The 18,700-nt window shown below is 70.3% G+C and carries 17 protein-coding genes and 1 pseudogene; 12 read left to right on the top strand and 6 right to left on the bottom strand.

Annotated features, from left to right (window positions below):
- The first annotated feature begins 20 nt into the window (after positions 1-20).
- The 4 genes from BMY74_RS12755 to BMY74_RS12740 are packed head-to-tail and all read left to right on the top strand — an operon-like array spanning position 21 to position 2,019.
- On the top strand, positions 21-227 hold the full coding sequence (locus BMY74_RS12755; RefSeq protein ID WP_089914795.1) for a ribbon-helix-helix protein, CopG family: 207 nt from the start codon (positions 21-23) through the stop codon (positions 225-227).
- Between the two features lie 32 nt (positions 228-259).
- Positions 260-646 carry a type II toxin-antitoxin system death-on-curing family toxin gene (locus BMY74_RS12750; RefSeq protein WP_089914793.1) on the top strand — a complete coding sequence of 129 codons (387 nt, stop codon included), beginning with the start codon at positions 260-262 and terminating at the stop codon, positions 644-646.
- Positions 647-679: 33 nt separating this feature from the next.
- A complete protein-coding gene (locus BMY74_RS12745; protein WP_089914792.1) occupies positions 680-1,057 on the top strand; it encodes a MerR family transcriptional regulator in 378 nt (125 codons plus the stop codon).
- 47 nt (positions 1,058-1,104) lie between these two features.
- Positions 1,105-2,019, top strand: a complete 915-nt coding sequence (locus BMY74_RS12740) for an aldo/keto reductase (RefSeq protein ID WP_089914791.1) — start codon at positions 1,105-1,107, stop codon at positions 2,017-2,019.
- Positions 2,020-2,089: 70 nt separating this feature from the next.
- Here the strand turns inward: BMY74_RS12740 and BMY74_RS12735 are convergent, their stop codons facing one another.
- Entirely contained in the window at positions 2,090-2,542 is a 453-nt protein-coding gene (locus BMY74_RS12735) for a flavodoxin family protein (protein WP_089915693.1), read from the bottom strand.
- Positions 2,543-2,651: 109 nt separating this feature from the next.
- Between BMY74_RS12735 and BMY74_RS12730 the strand changes: the two are divergent.
- Both BMY74_RS12730 and BMY74_RS12725 read left to right on the top strand, forming a co-directional pair.
- Positions 2,652-3,187, top strand: a pseudogene (locus BMY74_RS12730) (class I SAM-dependent methyltransferase).
- A gap of 21 nt (positions 3,188-3,208) precedes the next feature.
- Positions 3,209-3,544, top strand: coding sequence for a hypothetical protein (locus BMY74_RS12725; RefSeq protein WP_245786076.1), 336 nt, complete (start codon positions 3,209-3,211; stop codon positions 3,542-3,544).
- Here BMY74_RS12725 and BMY74_RS12720 read toward each other — a convergent pair.
- The 3 genes from BMY74_RS12720 to BMY74_RS12710 are packed head-to-tail and all read right to left on the bottom strand — an operon-like array spanning position 3,537 to position 7,570.
- On the bottom strand, positions 3,537-5,138 hold the full coding sequence (locus tag BMY74_RS12720; protein WP_089914790.1) for a phospho-sugar mutase: 1,602 nt from the start codon (positions 5,136-5,138) through the stop codon (positions 3,537-3,539). The two genes, BMY74_RS12725 and BMY74_RS12720, sit on opposite strands and share 8 nt — an antisense overlap.
- Positions 5,135-5,926: a purine-nucleoside phosphorylase gene (locus tag BMY74_RS12715; RefSeq protein WP_089914789.1), complete on the bottom strand. Its 792-nt coding sequence runs from the start codon at positions 5,924-5,926 to the stop codon at positions 5,135-5,137. Before BMY74_RS12715 ends, BMY74_RS12720 begins: the two co-directional genes overlap by 4 nt.
- A gap of 9 nt (positions 5,927-5,935) precedes the next feature.
- Entirely contained in the window at positions 5,936-7,570 is a 1,635-nt protein-coding gene (locus BMY74_RS12710) for a serine/threonine-protein kinase (protein ID WP_089914788.1), read from the bottom strand.
- Positions 7,571-7,659: 89 nt separating this feature from the next.
- On the opposite strand from BMY74_RS12710, the gene BMY74_RS12705 reads away from it, so the two are divergent.
- From BMY74_RS12705 to BMY74_RS12680, 6 genes are all read left to right on the top strand, one after another.
- Positions 7,660-9,420 carry a methylmalonyl-CoA mutase family protein gene (locus BMY74_RS12705; protein ID WP_089914787.1) on the top strand — a complete coding sequence of 587 codons (1,761 nt, stop codon included), beginning with the start codon at positions 7,660-7,662 and terminating at the stop codon, positions 9,418-9,420.
- Entirely contained in the window at positions 9,417-11,552 is a 2,136-nt protein-coding gene (gene scpA / locus BMY74_RS12700; RefSeq protein ID WP_089914786.1) for a methylmalonyl-CoA mutase, read from the top strand. The genes BMY74_RS12705 and scpA overlap by 4 nt, the downstream gene beginning before the upstream one ends.
- Positions 11,545-12,537, top strand: coding sequence for a methylmalonyl Co-A mutase-associated GTPase MeaB (gene meaB, locus BMY74_RS12695; protein ID WP_089914785.1), 993 nt, complete (start codon positions 11,545-11,547; stop codon positions 12,535-12,537). The genes scpA and meaB overlap by 8 nt, the downstream gene beginning before the upstream one ends.
- 56 nt (positions 12,538-12,593) lie before the next feature.
- Positions 12,594-12,887, top strand: coding sequence for a hypothetical protein (locus BMY74_RS12690; RefSeq protein ID WP_089914784.1), 294 nt, complete (start codon positions 12,594-12,596; stop codon positions 12,885-12,887).
- Between the two features lie 204 nt (positions 12,888-13,091).
- Positions 13,092-14,264, top strand: coding sequence for a M20 family metallopeptidase (locus tag BMY74_RS12685; protein WP_089914779.1), 1,173 nt, complete (start codon positions 13,092-13,094; stop codon positions 14,262-14,264).
- Entirely contained in the window at positions 14,261-15,538 is a 1,278-nt protein-coding gene (locus BMY74_RS12680; RefSeq protein ID WP_089914776.1) for a M20 family metallopeptidase, read from the top strand. Before BMY74_RS12685 ends, BMY74_RS12680 begins: the two co-directional genes overlap by 4 nt.
- Here BMY74_RS12680 and BMY74_RS12675 read toward each other — a convergent pair.
- Together BMY74_RS12675 and glpD are read right to left on the bottom strand one after the other, a co-directional pair.
- Entirely contained in the window at positions 15,535-16,902 is a 1,368-nt protein-coding gene (locus BMY74_RS12675; RefSeq protein WP_245786075.1) for an alkaline phosphatase D family protein, read from the bottom strand. The genes BMY74_RS12680 and BMY74_RS12675 overlap by 4 nt on opposite strands.
- A 62-nt stretch (positions 16,903-16,964) precedes the next feature.
- Complete coding sequence (glpD, locus tag BMY74_RS12670) at positions 16,965-18,674, bottom strand: glycerol-3-phosphate dehydrogenase (protein WP_089915687.1); 1,710 nt, start codon at positions 18,672-18,674, stop codon at positions 16,965-16,967.
- Positions 18,675-18,700 lie beyond the last annotated feature (26 nt).

The following is an 18,700-nucleotide window of genomic DNA, read 5'->3' as shown; positions in this document are numbered from 1 at the left end:
CACGTTGATACCGTCTCTCCATGGCGATGACCTTGCGGTTGACCGAGGAGGAGAACCTGCGGCTCGCTGAACTGGCGCAGTCCGAGGGGCGCTCCAAACAGGAGGTCGTGCGGCTGGCGATCGCGGATCGCTACCGGCGCATGCAGCAGGAGGAGAAGCTCGGCGAGGTGCTCGGGCGAGTCCTGCCCAAGTACCGAGGTCTTTTGGATAGGCTCGGTTCTTCCTGAATCTGTCAGACCTCTGTGATCAACTGGGTGCCGTGATCTCCTACCTCGACGCCGGGGACCTGTTAGTGCTGGCCACGGCCGTGACCGGCGGCGATCTCCTCGTCAGGGACATCGGCCTGCTGGACACGGCGGCCTACCGCCCCCGCGCCACCGTGCTCGGCGTGGAGGCGTACGACACGCTGTGGCTGAAGTCTTCCGCCCTGCTCGACTCGATCGTCCGAACCCGCCCTCTGGTCGAGGGCAACTGGCGGCTGGCCTGGGTCGCCGCCGTCACCATGTGCGACATCAACGGCTACTGGATCGACGCCGACGAGGACGACGCGCTCGACCTCGTGCGCGCCCTGGGCCGCGACAAGATCGACGTCCCGGAGATGGCGGGCCACCTCGAAGCGTGGGGCATCTCGAAGGATTCCGCTTGACCTAGAGCGCACTCCAGGTCTTAGCGTCGAGTCGTGAGTTACTCGATAGCCCAAGCCGCGCAGCGCAGTGGGTTGTCCATCGACACCTTGCGCTACTACGAACGAATCGGGCTCGTCGACCCGCCCGCACGGGACTCGGGCGGGCGTCGCAGCTACTCGGAGGAGGACCTCGGCTGGCTGGCCTTCGTGACGCGCCTGCGCACGACCGGCATGCCGATCCGCATGATGCGCGAGTTCGCGCAGCTCAGGCACCGCGGCGACCTGACGGCAGGCCGCCGCAAGCAGATCCTCGTCGAACACCGCAACGACGTCCGCGCCCGCATCGCGGAGCTGCAGACGTCCCTCGAGGTGCTCGACTACAAGATCGACCACTACGCGGTGGTCGAGCGGGACTTGGAGGCGACGGCGTGAGCCGTTCACTGGGATCGTTGGAGGTCGGGCCGCAGGGGCTCGGCTGCATGGGGATGTCGGAGTTCTACGGCGCCGGCGACGAGCAGGAGTCGATCGCGGTGATCCACCGCGCCCTGGACCTCGGCGTCACGCTGATCGACACGGCGGACATGTACGGCCCGCACGTGAACGAGGAGCTGGTGGGCCGTGCCCTGGCGGGCCGCTCGGACTACGTGCTGGCCACGAAGTTCGGCATCGACCGCTCGCCGGACGGAGGCCGCGCGATCCGCGGCGACCGCGCCTACGTGCGCTCGGCGGTCGAGGGGTCGCTCAAGCGCCTCGGCGTGGACACGATCGACCTGTACTACCTGCACCGCGTGCCGGCCGACACCCCGATCGAGGAGACCGTCGGCGCGATGTCGGAGCTGGTCACCGAGGGCAAGGTGCGCCACCTCGGCCTGTCCGAGGCAGGCGCCGACACGCTGCGCCGCGCCCACGCCGTCCACCCGATCACCGCGCTGCAGAGCGAGTGGTCGCTGTGGTCGCGCGACATCGAGGCCGAGATCGTCCCGACCGCCCGCGAGCTGGGCATCGGCGTCGTGCCGTACTCGCCGCTCGGCCGAGGCGTTCTGACCGGCCGTTTCGCGTCGTCCGCCGACTTCAGCGAGAACGACTTCCGCACCACGAACCCGCGGTTCTCCGGCGCGAACCTCGACGCGAACCTCCGCATGGTCGCCGAGCTGAAGGCGCTGGCGGCGGACCGGGGCGTGACGGCGGGCCAGCTCGCGCTCGCCTGGGTGCAGCACCGCGGTCAGGACGTCGTGCCGATCCCCGGCACCAAGCGCATCAAGTACCTGGAGGAGAACGTCGCGGCGGCGTCGCTGGAGCTCTCGGCCGACGACCTGGCCGCGATCGAGGCGGCCGTGCCCGCCTCCGCCGTGGCAGGCGACAGGTACCCCGACATGAGCTCGATCGGCCGCTAGAACACACGTTCGAACGCATCCCCAGGGTTGTCCACAGGGTGGGGACAACAGGCTGTGGACAACCCTGGGTTCATGTGGACAACTGGGCCGCCACGGAGGCGCCGAGCTCCCAGCACGCCTGGAGGTCGGCCTTCGTCGGCTCGCCGGTGACCACCACGTGCTGCGCGGCCTTCTCCCAAGCCAACCCGGTCGTGGCGGTCTCCACGCTGCGCACCGCCCCAGTCGTGTCGTTGTTGCCGTGCACGTAAAGCCCGAACGGTCTGCCCCGCGTGGAGTCGAGACACGGGTAGTAGACGGTGTCGAAGAAGTGCTTCAGCGCACCGCTCATGTAGCCGAGGTTGGCGGGGGTGCCCAGCAGGTAGCCGTCGGCCTCCAGGGTGTCCACAGCGGTTGTGGACAACGCGGCCTTCCGCACCACCTCGACGCCCTCGATCTCCGGGGTGGTGGCACCGGCGAGCACGGCCTCGAACATCGCCTGGAGGGCGGGCGACGGGGTGTGGTGGACGATCAACAGCCTGGGCACGTCGAGCAACATAACGCCCGTGACCCGCGCCTCCTACGACATCGTCGCCGCCGACTACGCCCGCCTCCTCCCCGACGCGCACGACGGCCGCCCCCTCGACGCCGCCATCATGCGCGCGTTCGCCGAACTCACGACCGGCCCGGTCGCGGACATCGGCTGCGGCACCGGCCGCATCACCCGGCACCTGCACGAACTGGGCCTCGACGCCTCCGGCATCGACCTCTCCGACGGCATGCTCGACCAGGCGCGGAGGCTCACCCGCACCTCACCTTCACCCAGGGAGACATGACGAGGCTCGACCTCGAAGCGAACACCCTCGGCGGCGCGGTCGTCTGGTACTCCACGGTCCACATGCCGGCGGCCGACGTCCCGTGGCACGAGTTCCACCGGGTCCTCAAGCCAGGCGGCCACCTGTTGCACGCGTTCAAACTGGGTAACCAGCAGAAGCCGCTCACCTACGCGTACGGCCACGACGTGGACCGCACGGTCCATTGGCACGACATGGAGGAGACGGTGGCCAACGCGACCAAAGCCGGGTTCAACGAAGTGGCCCGGCTGCAACGTCAGAAGGGTGTGGACGAAGGCGGGCCGCAGGCGTTCTTGTTGCTCAGCAAACGGAACCCTGATGCCGGAAGCGCGTCCTAAGGGGTGTACACAGGAGGGACCATGAAGACCACCGCCCTAATGCACACCAGTCCTCGTCAGCGTCGCATCACCTGGGGTTTCGGCCTTGCCGTCGGCATCGGGATGATCGGGTTCGGGCCTCTCTTCGCGTCCTTGTGGCCGGGGTTCGACCACAGCCCGTGGGACGTCAACACGATGATGCTCGGACTCGGTGTGGGGCTCTGCACGATCGCGTACATCTTCGGTCGGATCGCCGTCGCGGCGGTCACCGAGGGGCGCCGCAACGCGGTGTCCCCGCCGACCAGAAGGGCCTACTTCGTGGCCGGCGGGGGTTTTGCCGTCGCCGCGTTGTGCCTCGCGATCGCGCTCGCTAGCTGACGAGCGCCGTCACCCGTTCCCGCAGTTCAGCCAGCCGGGCCTTCCCTGACGCACGGGCGGACTCCAGTCCGTCCGTGACCGGCTCGACGACCTCCAGGTAGGCCTTGAGCTTCGGCTCGGTGCCGGAGGGCCGCACGATCACGCGCACGCCGTCCGCCGTCCAGCGGAGCACGTCCGCGCCGGGCAGCAGGTCCTCCGACGTGAAGTCCGAGGGCGGGTTCGCGCGCAGCCGGGACATCGTCGCGCCGATCAGGCTCAAGTCGGTGTACCGCAACGAGATCTGGTCGGTCAGGTGCAGTCCGTGGTCCGCCGCGAGCTGGTCCAGCGCGTCCAGCAGCGTGCGGCCCGAGGCCTTCAGACCGGCCGCCAGGTCCGCGGCGACCACCGCGGCCGAGATGCCGTCCTTGTCGGCGACGTGCTCCGGGTCGACGCAGTTGCCGAGCGCCTCCTCGTAGGCGAACACCAGGCCTTCGCCCGCGCGGGCCAGCCACTTGAAGCCCGTCAGCGTCTCCGCGTACCGGGCGCCGTGCGCGGCCGCGATCGACTTCAGCAGCGACGACGACACGATCGTCGTCGCCACCAACGGGTCCGTGGACTCCGTGGTCGACAGCACGAGTGAACCGAGCAGCACGCCCGTCTCGTCGCCGCGCAGCATCCGCCACGACGAGCCGTCCTTCACCCCGAGCGCGCACCTGTCCGCGTCCGGGTCCAGCGCGATGGCCAGGTCCGCGTCCACCGAAGCCGCGAGGGAGAGCAGCTCGTCGGACGCGCCGGGCTCCTCCGGGTTCGGGAACACCACGGTCGGGAATTCCGGGTCCGGCACCGCCTGCGACCGCACCACGTGCACGTCGGTGAAACCCGCGCGCCGCAACGCTTCCACGGCGAACGCGCCGCCCACACCGTGCATCGGCGTCAACGCGATCTTGAGCGATCGCGAGTTGCCGCGCGGCAGTGAGGCGACCTGATCCAGGTACGCGTCGACCTCGGCGTCGGAAACCCTGGTGTACGTGGAGTTCCTGGGCACGGACACCGCCGCCGGAACCGCCTCGATCGCCTTCTCGATCTCGCCGTCCGACGGCGGCACGATCTGCGAACCGCCGCTCAGGTAGAGCTTGTAGCCGTTGTCCGCGGGCGGGTTGTGCGACGCGGTGATCTGGATGCCCGCCACCGCACCGTGTGCGCGCACCAGGTACGCCAGCACCGGCGTCGGCAACGGCCCCGGCAGCACCCGGACGTCGAAGCCCGCGGCCGCCATCACCTCGGCGGCGGCCGTCGCGAACTCCTCCGAGCCGTGCCGCGCGTCGCGCCCGACGAACACCACGCCGGTGCTGGAGAGCCACGACGCCAGCCCGGCGGTCGCGCGGACCACCGTGGCGACGTTCATGCCGTTCGTGCCCGCCCGCACCGGCCCGCGCAGCCCGGCGGTGCCGAACGTCAACGGACCGGCCATGCGGTCTTGGAGGTCCTCCAACGCCGCCGCGTCGCCACCCATGGCCCGTGCCAACACGCCCTGCAGCTCGGTTCGAGTCACGTCCGACGGGTCGTCAGCGATCCACCGAAACGTCGCGTCACGCAGTGCCGGCGTCAGACTCATGCGCGGTCCACCAGCTCGCGCAGCAGCGTGCCCATGCGCTCGGCCGCGGCAGCACCGGCCTCGAGCACCTCCTGGTGGTTCAGCGGCTCACCGGTGATGCCCGCCGCGAGGTTCGTGACCAGCGACAACCCGAACACCTCGACGCCCTCGGCACGGGCGGCGATCGCCTCGTGCACGGTCGACATGCCGACCAGGTCGGCGCCCATCGTGCGGAGCATCCGGATCTCGGCGGGCGTCTCGAAGTGCGGGCCGGGCAGCCCGGCGTACACGCCCTCCTCCAGCGACGAGTCGATCTCCTGCGCGAGCTTGCGCAGCCGCGGCGAGTACAGGTCCGTGAGGTCGACGAACCGCGCGCCGACCAGCGGCGACAGCGAGGTCAGGTTCAGGTGGTCGGAGATCAGCACCGGCTGGCCGACGGACATGCCCTGGCGCAGGCCGCCGGCGGCGTTGGTCAGCACGACCGTCTTCACGCCCGCGGCCGCGACGGCACGCACGCCGTGCACGACCTTCTGCACGCCCTTGCCCTCGTAGCCGTGGGTGCGGCCGAGGACGACGAGGACCTTCTTGCCACCGACCTCGACGGAACGGATGGTGCCGCCGTGGCCGAGCGCGGTCGGCGCCTCGAAGCCCGTCAGCTCGCCCACCGGGATCTCGGTGACCGGCTTTCCGATCACGTCGGCGGCGGGTCGCCAGCCGGAGCCGAGCACGATGGCGATGTCGTGCTTGTCGTTGCCGGTGCGGCTCTGGATCTCTTCCGCGGCCTTGCCGGCCAGCTCTTCTGGAGTCACCGCGAGAGCTTAAACCGGGGCGAACGTCGAGGCGATCGCGTCGAAGAGTCGCACGCGAGCCTCGTCCTCCTGCTCGGTCGGCACCACCACCTCGACCACCCACAGGTCGTTGCCGAGCGGCAGCACGCGCGAGAAGTGCGACCTCCTCAACGCGTTGGGCTCGTCACCCTCGACCGTCTTGTAGAAGAACTGGATGCTGTCCTCGTACCGGTCGCCGGGGAGGCTCGCCGTCTCCACCTTCTCGCCGCCGAAGAACCGGCCCGGCCAGCGCCCCTGCACGCCGAGCACGTACGCCTTGACGTCGCGCTTCGGGTAGTACTCGGGGAACCGCTGCACGGTCACCTCGTACGCGCCGCTGCCGGACACGAAGTGCACTACGGCCGACGGTGGAAAACGCAGGTCGCCGGCCCTCTGTTCGGTGTAGGAGGCCCAGCTCTGCTCGACGTTCAGCGTGAACTTGCCGCCCTGGTCGCCGTTCGCCGTGACGGCCGCGGCGGTGCGCGGCTGCAGCGTCGCCGAGGTCGGCAGGGTGGGCAGCGTGGGCGACGTCTGCTCGGTGGGCGGCAGCAGAGACGCGCCCGCGACCAGCCTGGTCAGGGCGAACCCGCCACCGGAACCCGCCAGGAACAACGCGACGGCCGCGACCACGACGAGCGCCGAGACGAGCCTGCTGCGTCGCGGCGGGGGCGTCGGCCTCGTGACGAGGAACGGCAACGGGCCGGGGTCGTCGGCCAGCGGTGCGTCCGGCTGGATCTTCGGTTTCGGCCGCACGACGACCGGCGGCGCCACGGACTCGCGGACCTCGAACGCGTCCGTGCCCGGCTCCGGCAGCAGCGGGTAGACCTGCTTGCGCACGTCGACCAGTTCCAGCCGTTCGGCCGGCTCCTTGCGCATCAACCCGCTGATCACCGGCGCGAGCCGCCCCGCGCCCGCCGGTACCGGCACGTCGCCGTGGATCACCGCGTTGATCGTCTGCATGACGTTCTTGCCGACGTACGGGGGCTCGCCGGCCATCGCGGCCCACAGCGTCGCGCCGAGCGACCACCGGTCCGCGGCCTCCGACACGTCACCGCCCTGTGCCACCTCGGGCGCGATGTACGCGGGCGTGCCGAGCGTGATGCCGCGCGCGGTCATGGTGGCCTCGGCGACGTTGCGCGCGATGCCGAAGTCGGTGAGCTTGACCCGCCCGTCGTCGGCGATGAGCACGTTGCCGGGCTTCACGTCGCGGTGCGTGATGCCCGCCCGGTGCGCCGACCCCAGCGCCGCCGCGACCGCGTCCAGCACCGCCGCGCCCTGCTTCTCGGTGAGGCAGCCCTGCTCCTGCAGCACCTCGCCGAGGCTGCGCGACGGCACCAGCTCCATCACCACGTACGGGTCGCCGTCCTGCTGGACGACGTCGTAGAGCGTGACGAGGTTCGGGTGGGACAGCGCGGCGATCGACCGGGCCTCGCGCATGGTCCGTTCGCGCAGCTGGGCGGCCTCGGCGTCGGGCATGCCCGGCGTGTGCAGGATGCCCTTCACCGCGACCTGCCGGCCCAGCACCTCGTCGTGGGCGGCCCACACGGTGCCCATCGAGCCCTGGCCGAGCACGTGCAACAGCCGGTATCGATCCGCGATCAGGCGCTGGGGGTCAACCTCGTCCACAGGGCGATTCTTCCTGACTTACCGAATGGTGAGTGAACGGCGGTGAACCTCACATAGCCGTGCGAGTACCGATCCGCGACACTGCGACGATGATGGAGTTGGCCTTGCCCGCCGAATTCCGCCCGAACGAGTTCCCCTCGGCGTCGAGGGAACAGTGGCGTGAGCTGGTCGACGCCGTCCTCGCGAAGACCGGCGCGAGCTTCGACTCGCTGGTCACGAAGACGTACGACGGCATCGAGCTCCAGCCGCTCTACACCCTCGACGACGCCCTGGAGCCGTACGCGCTCGCCCCGGTGAAACAGGGCTGGGACGTCCGGCAGCGCCACGCCGTCGCGGACCCGGTCGCCCTGATGAACGACCTGGAGGGCGGCGTCACCTCGTTGTGGCTCGCCGTGCCCGCGGCCTCGCTCGAGGGGCTGCTGGAGGGCGTCTACCTCGACCTCGCGCCGATCGTCCTCGACGGTTCCGTGGACGCCGCACGGGCGATGCTGCGGATCTACGACCAGGCGCCGGTGCTGGCCTCCGACGTGCGCGGCAACCTCGCGCTGACGCCGTTCGGCGAGGCGCTGGAGGTGATCCGGGAGGCGCGTTCGGCGTTCCCGGGACTGCGGACGGTCGTGGTGGACGCGCTGCCGTTCCACGACGCGGGCGGGTCCGACGCTGAAGAGCTGGGCGCTTCCCTGGCGTTGGCCGTGTCGTACCTGCGCGCTCTCGAAGCCGCCGGGTTCAGCGTGCCGGAGGCGTTCGCGCAGCTGGAGTTCCGCTACGCGGCCACCGCTGACCAGTTCATGACGATCGCGAAGCTGCGTGCCGCACGCCGGTTGTGGGCCCGCGTGGCCGAGGTGTCCGGTGCCGACGGTGTGCAACTGCAGCACGCGGTCACGTCGTCGGCGATGATGACCCGCCGCGACCCGTGGGTGAACATGCTGCGCACGACGGTCGCGACCCTGGCCGCCGGCCTGGGCGGGGCCGACTCGGTGACGGTGCAGCCGTTCGACGCGGCGATCGGGCTGCCGGACGAGTTCGCCCGCCGGATCGCGCGCAACACGCAGAACCTGCTGCTGGAGGAGTCGCACCTCGGTGAGGTGATCGACCCCGCGGCCGGGTCCTGGTACGTGGAGAAGCTGACCGACGAGCTGGCGGTCGCGGCCTGGGCGTGGTTCCAGGAGATCGAACGCGCCGGTGGCATCGGGCAGGCGGGGGAGCTGGTCGCCTCGCGGATCGCCGCCACGTGGGAGGCGCGGTCGGCGCGGCTCGCGAACCGGCGCGACCCGATCACCGGGGTCAGCGAGTTCCCGAACCTGGCCGAGAAGCCGGTCGTGCGCGACCCGGCGCCCGGAATCGATTCGGACTCACCGGCCCCCAGGGGGGACACGACCCCCACTCCAAGTTTCTCAGGCAGGTCCGACAGTTTCGGGCTGCCGCGGGTGCGGTACGCACAGGCCTTCGAGGAGCTGCGCGACCTAGCCGACGCCCAGCCCGAACGCCCCCAGGTCTTCCTGGCCACCCTCGGCCCGGTCGCGGCCCACACCGCCCGCGCCACCTTCGCCGCCAACCTCTTCAACGCCGGCGGTTTCGCCACCCCGGCCGCCGGGCCGACCAGCACACCGGACCAGGTGGCCGAGAAGTTCCGGGAGTCCGGAGCGAAGGTCGCCGTCCTGTGCGGCAGCGACACGAGCTACGCCGACCAGGCGACAGCCACCGTCGAAGCCCTGCGCGCAGCGGGCGCCGAGCGGGTGCTCCTCGCAGGCAAGAAGACCGAGGCGGAGGTCGACGGCTTCGTGTTCCTCGGTTGCCCGGCACTCGAGATCCTCACCAGCACCTACACCTTCCTGGGAGTGGAGCGATGATTCCCGACTTCGCGGACATCGAGCTCGGCCCGCTCCCGCAGGCGAAGTACGAGACGGACCTGCCGCCGTGGGAGACGCCCGAGGGCATCGCGGTGAAGCCCGTCTACGGCCCGGAGGACGTCGAGGGTCTCGACTTCCTGCGGACCTACCCCGGCGTCGCGCCGTTCCTGCGGGGCCCGTACCCGACGATGTACGTCAACCAGCCTTGGACCGTGCGCCAGTACGCGGGCTTCTCCACGGCCGAGGAGTCGAACGCCTTCTACCGCCGCAACCTCGCGGCCGGTCAGAAGGGCCTGTCCGTCGCGTTCGACCTCGCCACGCACCGCGGCTACGACTCCGACCACCCGCGCGTCGCCGGTGACGTCGGCATGGCCGGCGTGGCGATCGACTCGATCTACGACATGCGCACGCTGTTCGACGGCATCCCGCTCGACAAGATGTCCGTGTCGATGACGATGAACGGCGCCGTGCTGCCCGTGCTCGCGCTGTTCGTGGTGGCGGCGGAGGAGCAGGGGGTGAAGCCGGAGCAGCTCATGGGGACGATCCAGAACGACATCCTCAAGGAGTTCATGGTCCGCAACACCTACATCTACCCGCCGAAGCAGTCGATGCGGATCATCTCCGACATCTTCAGCTACACCAGTCAGAACATGCCGAAGTACAACTCCATCTCGATCTCCGGCTACCACATGCAGGAGGCGGGGGCGACGGCCGACCTGGAGCTGGCGTACACGCTGGCGGACGGCGTCGAGTACATCCGCGCGGGCAGGGCTGCCGGGCTGGACGTGGACAGGTTCGCGCCACGCCTGAGCTTCTTCTGGGCGATCGGCATGAACTTCTTCATGGAGATCGCCAAGATGCGCGCCGCCCGGCTGCTCTGGGCGAAGCTCGTCAACGACTTCGAGCCCAAGTCGCAGAAGTCGCTGAGTCTGCGCACCCACTGCCAGACGTCCGGCTGGTCCCTCACCGCGCAGGACGTGTTCAACAACGTCGCGCGCACGTGCGTCGAGGCCATGGCGGCGACGCAGGGTCACACGCAGTCGTTGCACACCAACGCACTCGACGAGGCGCTCGCGCTCCCGACCGACTTCTCCGCCCGCATCGCCCGCAACACGCAGCTGCTGCTCCAGCAGGAGTCCGGCACGACGCGCGTGATCGACCCGTGGGGCGGCAGCGCGTACGTCGAGCGGCTCACGAACGAGCTCGCCGCCAAGGCGTGGGAGCACATCACCGAGGTCGAGAAGGCGGGCGGCATGGCCCGCGCGATCGACGAGGGCATCCCGAAGCTGCGCATCGAGGAGGCCGCCGCCCGCACGCAGGCGCGCATCGACTCCGGACGCCAGCCCGTCATCGGCGTCAACAAGTACCTCGTGGACACCGACGAGCAGATCGAGGTCCTCAAGGTCGACAACGCCGGTGTGCGCGCCCAGCAGCTCGAAAAGCTGCGCAGGCTCAGGGAGGAACGCGACCAGTCCGCAGTGGACAGTGCGCTGAACGCCCTGACGAACGCGGCGGACGCCGGCGGCAACCTGCTCGAACTGGCGATCGGCGCCGCCCGTGCCAAGGCCACCGTCGGCGAGATCTCCGAGTCGCTCGGCAAGGTCTGGGGACGGCACAGCGCGCAGATCCGCACGATTTCCGGCGTGTACCGGCAGGAGGTCGGCTCGGTGTCCAACGTGGACGCTTGCCGCGAGGTCGTCGAGGCGTTCGCGGAGGAAGAGGGCCGCAGGCCGCGCATCCTGGTCGCCAAGATGGGCCAGGACGGCCACGACCGCGGCCAGAAGGTGATCGCCACGGCGTTCGCGGACCTCGGCTTCGACGTCGACGTCGGCCCGCTGTTCCAGACGCCCGAGGAGGTCGCGCGCCAGGCCGTCGAGGCCGATGTGCACATCGTCGGCGTGTCCTCGCTCGCCGCGGGCCACCTCACGCTGGTGCCGGCGCTGCGCGAGGAGCTCGCCGGGCTCGGGCGCGAGGACATCATGATCGTCGTCGGTGGCGTGATCCCGCCGCAGGACTTCGACGAGCTGTACGCGGCCGGGGCGTCGGCGATCTTCCCGCCCGGCACGGTCATCGCGGACGCCGCGAAGGACCTGCTGGTGAAGCTCGCGAAGCAGCTCGGACACCATGGCTAGGACGATCGACGTCGCCGAGTACGCGAAGGGCGTGCTCGGCGGCGACCGAGGGGTGCTGGCCAGGGCCATCACGCTCGTCGAGTCGACGCGCGCCGACCACCGGGCCAAGGCCCAGGAGCTGCTGGTCGAGCTGCTGCCGAAGTCCGGTGGCGCGACCAGGGTCGGCATCACCGGCGTGCCCGGCGTGGGCAAGTCGACGTTCATCGACGCCCTCGGCACCATGCTGACCGAGCGGGGGCACCGGGTGGCGGTGCTCGCCGTCGACCCGTCCTCGACCCGCACCGGCGGCAGCATCCTCGGCGACAAGACGCGGATGCAGAGGCTGTCGGTGGACCGGAACGCGTTCATCCGGCCCTCGCCGACGTCCGGCACGCTCGGCGGTGTCGCCAAGGCCACGCGCGAGACGATCGTGCTGGTCGAGGCCGCGGGCTACGACGTGGTGCTGGTCGAGACCGTCGGTGTCGGGCAGTCCGAGGTGGCCGTCGCGAACATGACGGACTGCTCGCTCTTCCTGACGCTGGCGCGCACCGGCGACCAGCTGCAGGGGATCAAGAAGGGCATCCTCGAGCTCGCGGACGTCATCGCGGTCAACAAGGCCGACGGCGAACACGAGATGGACGCCCGCAAGGCCGCCCGCGAACTGGCCGGCGCCCTCAAGCTCCTGCGGCCGCCGGACGCGGTCTGGCACCCGCCCGTGCTCACGTGCTCGGGCCTCACCGGCACCGGTCTCGACGACCTCTGGTCCCGAGTGCTGGAACACCGCGACACCCTCGAGAACGCCGGAGAACTGGACGAACGCCGCCGCCGTCAGCAGATCGACTGGACCTGGATGATGGTCCACGACGAACTGTGGCGGCAGGTGCGCGAGAGCGCAGCCGTGCGTTCGCTCGCCCCCTCTCTCGAGGAGAAGGTCCGGCTGGGAGAGCTCACCGCCACCCTTGCGGCGGAGCAGATATTGCAGGCGTTCCAATCGGACTCTCGGTAGGCGCTTAACTAGTTTGGGTGACCTTCGATCGTGGTATTCGGGGTAGAGTTCAGGTCATGTCGAGGTTGCTGCTGGCCTGCGTGTTCTCGCTGATGAGCGTTCTCGGGATCGCCGGTGTGGCGTCCGCGCAAGAGGCGGCGGACGCGCCCGTGGCGGCCGCGCAGCAGACGACCGTGAACCCGGCTCCCGACGTGAACGCGCCGCAGGAGCCGTCGCCCGAGGCCCGTGAGGAGACCAAGCGCAAGCTCTGGATCGGCGGCATCGCCGTCGTCCTGTTCGCGCTGGTCTACTACCGCAACAAGAAGCGGTACGCGAAGTGGCGCAAGGAGCGGGCGGCGAAGAAGGGTTAGCCCGGCGGTAACAGCGGCGAGACGAGCCGTTCCACCTGATGGGACGGAATAGCCAAAGTTAAGCGTGTCTCTCGACCATTTGCGTCATCGTTGATCGGTCAGACCGAAACTCGCTCGCCGCTCGGCGCAGCGCTGCGACCGGCCGTCCGGTTGATCATCATCAGCGCAGGGCGTCTTCCACGTGGTGATGCAGGATGGTGGCAAATGGGTACCGACTTGAAGATCAGCACACGCTCGACCGTCGAGCGGTACTCGGACGCGCTGCTGGACCTGTCGCACTCGATCCACGCCGAGCCCGAGCTGGCCTTCGAGGAGCACCGCAGCGTCGAGAAGATCACCTCTTTGCTGGTCGGAGAGGGTTTCGAGGTCGAACACGCGGTGGCGGACCTCGACACCGCGTTCGTCGCGACGTTCGGCGACGGCGAGCTCGTGCTGGGCCTCTGCGCCGAGTACGACGCCCTGCCCGAGGTCGGGCACGCGTGCGGGCACAACGTCATCGCCGCCGCCTCCGTCGGTTCCGCGCTCGCTCTGCGTGACGTCGCCGACCGACTGGGTATCACCATCAAGGTGATCGGAACTCCAGCCGAGGAGGTCGGCGGCGGCAAGGTGCTCATGCTGGAACGGGGCGTGTTCGACGACGTCTCGCTCTCGATGATGGTGCACCCGGCGCCGTACGAGTCGTGCGCCGCCAAATCGCTCGCCATCACTGATCTCGAGGTGCGCTACCAGGGCAAGCCGTCCCACGCGGCGGCCGCGCCCCACCTGGGCGTCAACGCCGCGGACGCGGTCACGATCGCGCAGATGTCGATCAGCCTGCTGCGGCAGCACTTCGAGCCGGGCCAGATGGTGAGCGGCATCGTCACCAACGGCGGTACCGTGCCGAACGTAATACCCGCCCGTGCGTCGGCGATGTTCGACGTGAGGGCGGAAAACCTGGAATCGTTGCAGCGCCTGGAGAACCGTATTCGGGACTGCTTCTCGGCCGGCGCGCTCGCGACCGGTTGCACCCATGAGGTGGTGCAGGTCTCACCGATCTACGCCGAGTTGACCCCCGACCCGTGGCTCGCGGACGCCTACCGGCGTGCGGCCACCGAGCTGGGCAGACGACCGCTCTCGCGTGAACAGGAACAGCGGGAGAAGATCGGGAGCACCGACATGGGCAACGTCACCAGAGTGTTGCCCGCCATCCACCCGACCATCGCCATCGACTGCGGAGACGCGGTGAACCACCAACAAGAGTTCGCGACCGCCTGTGCCTCGGCGTCGGCCGACCGTGCGCTCCTGGACGGAGCACTTGCCATGGCTTGGACGACGATCGCGACAGCCACCGATTCCCGGCAGCGAGCACGGCTGCTGGCCCGCGGAGGTGCGGCATGACGGTTCTGGACTCCCGGCCCTCGGGCTCCTCAACTGTGAAGACGTCCCCTGAGATGCTTGTCGGCCCCACCGGGGTGAGCATGTCTGGTGTGGATGATCTCGGAGAGGGCCGTGGCCCCGCCTGGCTCGACGACTGGCTGAAGGCGCACGCCGCCGACGTCGTCGCCTGGCGCCGGCACATCCACGCCCACCCCGAGCTCTCCCGTCGCGAGTACAACACGACCGAGCTCGTCGCGAAGCTGCTGCGCGAGGTCGGCCTCAAGCCGCGCATCCTCCCCGGCGGCACCGGCCTGATCTGCGACATCGGCAACGGCCCCCGCTGCGTGGCCCTCCGCGCGGACATGGACGCCCTGCCGCTGCACGAGAACACCGGCCTGCCGTTCGGATCCACTGTGGACGGTGTGTCGCACGCGTGCGGCCACGACGCCCACACGACGGTCCTGCTCGGCACCGCGCTGGCCCTGGCCTCGGCCACGGAGCTGCCCGGCCGCATCCGCCTGGTCTTCCAGCCGGCGGAGGAGGTCATGCCGGGCGGTGCGCTCGACGTGCTCGCCGCGGGCGGCCTCGACGGCGTGGAGCGGATCTTCGGCCTGCACTGCGACCCGCGCCTGCAGGTCGGCCGCATCGGCACCCGCATCGGCGCCATCACGTCGGCCTCCGACCTGCTGGAGCTGCGCCTGTCCTCGCCGGGCGGCCACACCTCGCGCCCGCACCTCACCGCGGACCTGGTGCACGCCCTCGGCACGGTCATCACCGGCCTGCCGACGATGCTGTCGCGCCGCGTCGACCCCCGCTCCGGCACCGTCCTGGTGTGGGGCGCCGTCCACGCGGGCGAGGCGCCGAACGCCGTCCCGCAGGACGGCCTGGTGCGCGGCACGCTGCGCACCGGCGACCGCGACATCTGGGCCGAGCTGGAGCCGCTGGTCAAGGACCTGGTCACGGGCCTGCTGGCCCCGACCGGCGTCGGTTTCGACCTGCACCACCGCCGCGGCGTGCCGCCGGTGGTGAACGAGCGCGAGTCCACCCAGATCCTGCGGGCCGGCATCGAGGCCGCACTGGGCGACGACGCGCTCGCGGGCACCGAGCAGTCCTCCGGCGGCGAGGACTTCGGCTGGTACCTGGAGCACGTGCCCGGTTCGTTCGCCCGACTGGGCGTGTGGAACGGTGTCGAAAAGCAGCGCGATCTGCACCAGCCGACGTTCGACCTCGACGAGCGCGCGCTCCTCGTCGGTGTCCGCGTCATGGTGCACACGGCGTTGGCCGCTCTGGCCTAGAGCGGAACCCTCTCGGTCAGAGCAGTGTTGTGGCGCGTGCGGAACGAATGCGCACGCGCCACAGCGCTGTCCGGGTCCCGTTTGTCGGCCACGTAGTGCCAGTCGAACCGCACCTCGTCGGCCGTCACGCGCAGCGTCGAGACGCCGTGCGAGTCCAGTTCGACGAACCGCACGTGCGGGTTGAGCGCCTGGAACTGGGCCTCCACCTGCAACGACGCGGTGCGCGGCGGCACCTTCAGCAGCTCGTCGAAGTTGTCCGACGTCAGTGACGTCACGACGTACTCCGTGGCCACCGGCTGACCGCCGAGCGGCACCTCGTTGGCCCACGAGCTGTGGATGTCGCCGGTCAGGAACACGGTGTTCTTCCGGTCTCCCAACGACCTCAGCACCAGGTCGCGGTCGACGGGGAAGCCGTCCCACTGGTCGGGGTTCGACTGCGGCAGGCCCGGCAGCGGCGGCACCTTCAACGGGCTGATCATCACCGAGTTGCCGACGAGCTGCCAGCGCGCGCCGTCGGTGGTGAGCGTGGTGATCAGCCGGTCGCGCTGGGCGGTACCGAGGATCGTCGTGTCCGTGCGGTACGAGCGCAGGTCGAGCATGGTCAGCGTCGCCAGCTCACCGAAGCGGAACGTGCGGTCGAGCCTGCCCTCGCGCACCGGCATCCACTCGAAGTAGGCCTGCGTGGCGGCGGCCAGCCGCGCGCCCCACGGCCCCTCGGTGGCCGGGTCGTGCTGCGGGGAGCCGATGCTGGACGAGTTGTCGGCGCTCTCGTGGTCGTCCCAGGTCGCGATCATCGCGTGGGCGGCGTGCAGGGCCTGCACGTGCCGGTCGGTCTTGTACTGCGCGTGCCGCTGCCGGTAGTCGTCGAGGGTGACGCACTGGTGCGCCGGTTCGTGCGGCCGCACGGTGCCGACGAGGTTCTCGTAGATGTAGTCGCCGAGGTGGATCACCGCGTCGAGGTCCTGGCGGGCCAGGTACCCGTAACCGGCGAAGTGCCCGGCGGGCCAGTTCGCGCACGACGCGACGCCGAAGTTCAGCTCGGACCCGCAGCCCGCGGTCTTGGTCCTGCCGACGGGCGACACGGCGTCGCCGGCGCGGAACCGGTACCAGTAGCGGGTGTTCGGGCGCAGGCCGTGCACCTCGACCTTCACGGTGTGGTCCCGTGCCGCGGAGGCGCGCGTGACACCGTGCTTCACGACCCGGCGGAAGTCCTCGTCCCGGGCGACCTCCCAGCGGATCGCCGCGGACGTCACCACGCGCGTCCACAGCAGCACACCGTCCGGCAGCGGATCACCGGACGCCACCCCGTGCGCGAACACGGGTGAGGCAGCGTGGGCGGTACCGGTCGAAGCGGCACCGGCCACGGCTGCACCTAAGAGAAAAGTCCTTCTACCTACCCCAGTCATGCCCTACAGCATGCCCGAGATCAACTCACCGGTTCCGTCAACTGCGGACGTGCTTCCGGGGCGGCGGCGCGGACCGCGTCCGCCGCCTGGTCGTCCGCCTTGGTCTGGGACGCGCGCTCGGACTCGACGCGCGCGTTGTAGACCTCGACCTCGCGCTTGATCGCGTCCTCGTCCCAGCCGAGCACCGGCGCGATCAGCCGGGCCACCGCCTCCGCCGAGTCGACGCCGCGGTGGGCGTACTCGATGGAGATGCGGGTGCGCCGGGTGAGCACGTCCTCCAGGTGCATCGCGCCCTCGTGCGAGACCGCGTACACCGCCTCGACCTGCAGGTAGTCGGGGGAGGCCGGGATCGGCTTCAGCAGCTCCGGGTTGTCCGCCGCCAGCGCGAGCACCTCGTGCACCAGCGAGCCGTAGCGGTCGAGCAGGTGCCGGACGCGGTACGGGTGCAGGCCGTGTTTGGCCGCCAGCTGGTCGGCCTGGTTGACCAGGGCGTGGTAGCCGTCGGCGCCGACGAGCGGCACCTTGTCCGTGATCGACGGCTGGATGCGGCCCGGCAGGTCGACGTGCGCCGCGTTCACGGCGTCCGCGCCCATCACCCGGTACGTCGTGTACTTGCCGCCCGCGATCGCCACGAGACCCGGCGCGACCCGTGCGACGGCGTGTTCGCGGGAGAGCTTCGACGTCGAGTCGGACTCGCCCGCGAGCAACGGCCTCAGGCCTGCGTAGACGCCCTCGATGTCGTCGTGCGTCAACGGGGTCGCTAGCACCGAGTTGACGTGTTCGAGGATGTAGTCGATGTCGTGCTGGGTGGCCGCGGGGTGCGCCAGGTCGAGGTTCCAGTCCGTGTCGGTGGTGCCGACGATCCAGTGGTTGCGCCACGGGATGACGAACAGCACGGACTTCTCGGTGCGCAGGATCATCCCGGCCTCGGCGACGATCCGGTCGCGCGGGACGACGATGTGCACGCCCTTCGACGCCCGCACCCGGAACCGGCCGCGCGAGCCGGACAGCCGCTGCAGCTCGTCGGTCCACACGCCGGTCGCGTTGATCACGGCGTGCGCCCGCACGTCGACCTCGCGCCCGTCCTCGACGTCCCGCACCCGCACGCCGGACACCCGGTCCGCCTCGCGCAGGAACCCGACCACCTGGGTCGACGTGCGCACCACGGCGCCGTAGTGGGCGGCGGTGCGGCCGACCATCATCGTGTGCCGGGCGTCGTCGGCCTGCGCGTCGTAGTAGCGGATGCCGCCGATCAGCGCGTCCCGCTTCAACGCCGGGACGAGCCGCAGCGCGCCCGCACGGGTGAGGTGCTTCTGGCCCGGCACGGACCGGGCGCCGCCCATCGTGTCGTACAGGAACAGGCCGGCCGCCGTGTACGGGCGCTCCCAGAGCCGGTTGGCCAGCGGGTAGAGGAACGCCACCGGCTTCACCAGGTGCGGCGCGATGCGCGTCAGCATCAGCTCGCGCTCGCGCAGTGCCTCGCGGACCAGGCCGAACTCGAGCTGCTCCAGGTAGCGCAGGCCGCCGTGGAAGAGCTTGGAGGACCGGCTCGACGTGCCGGAGGCCAGGTCCCTCGCCTCGACGAGCGCGACCCGCAGGCCCCGGGTGGCAGCGTCGAGCGCCGCTCCGACGCCGACCACACCACCACCGATGACGACGACGTCGAACGTCTCCGCCCCGAGGCGTTGCCACGAGTCCTCGCGTTCGGCGGGACCGAGCCGGCCCGTGATCGGGGGTTCGGCATGGGTGTGCGGTG

It is taken from the genome of Lentzea albida (assembly GCF_900111005.1).
Classification (GTDB): Bacteria; Actinomycetota; Actinomycetes; order Mycobacteriales; family Pseudonocardiaceae; genus Lentzea; species Lentzea albida.
Note: the sequence above shows the minus strand (reverse complement) of the source record. Positions and strands in the feature narration are given on the sequence as shown.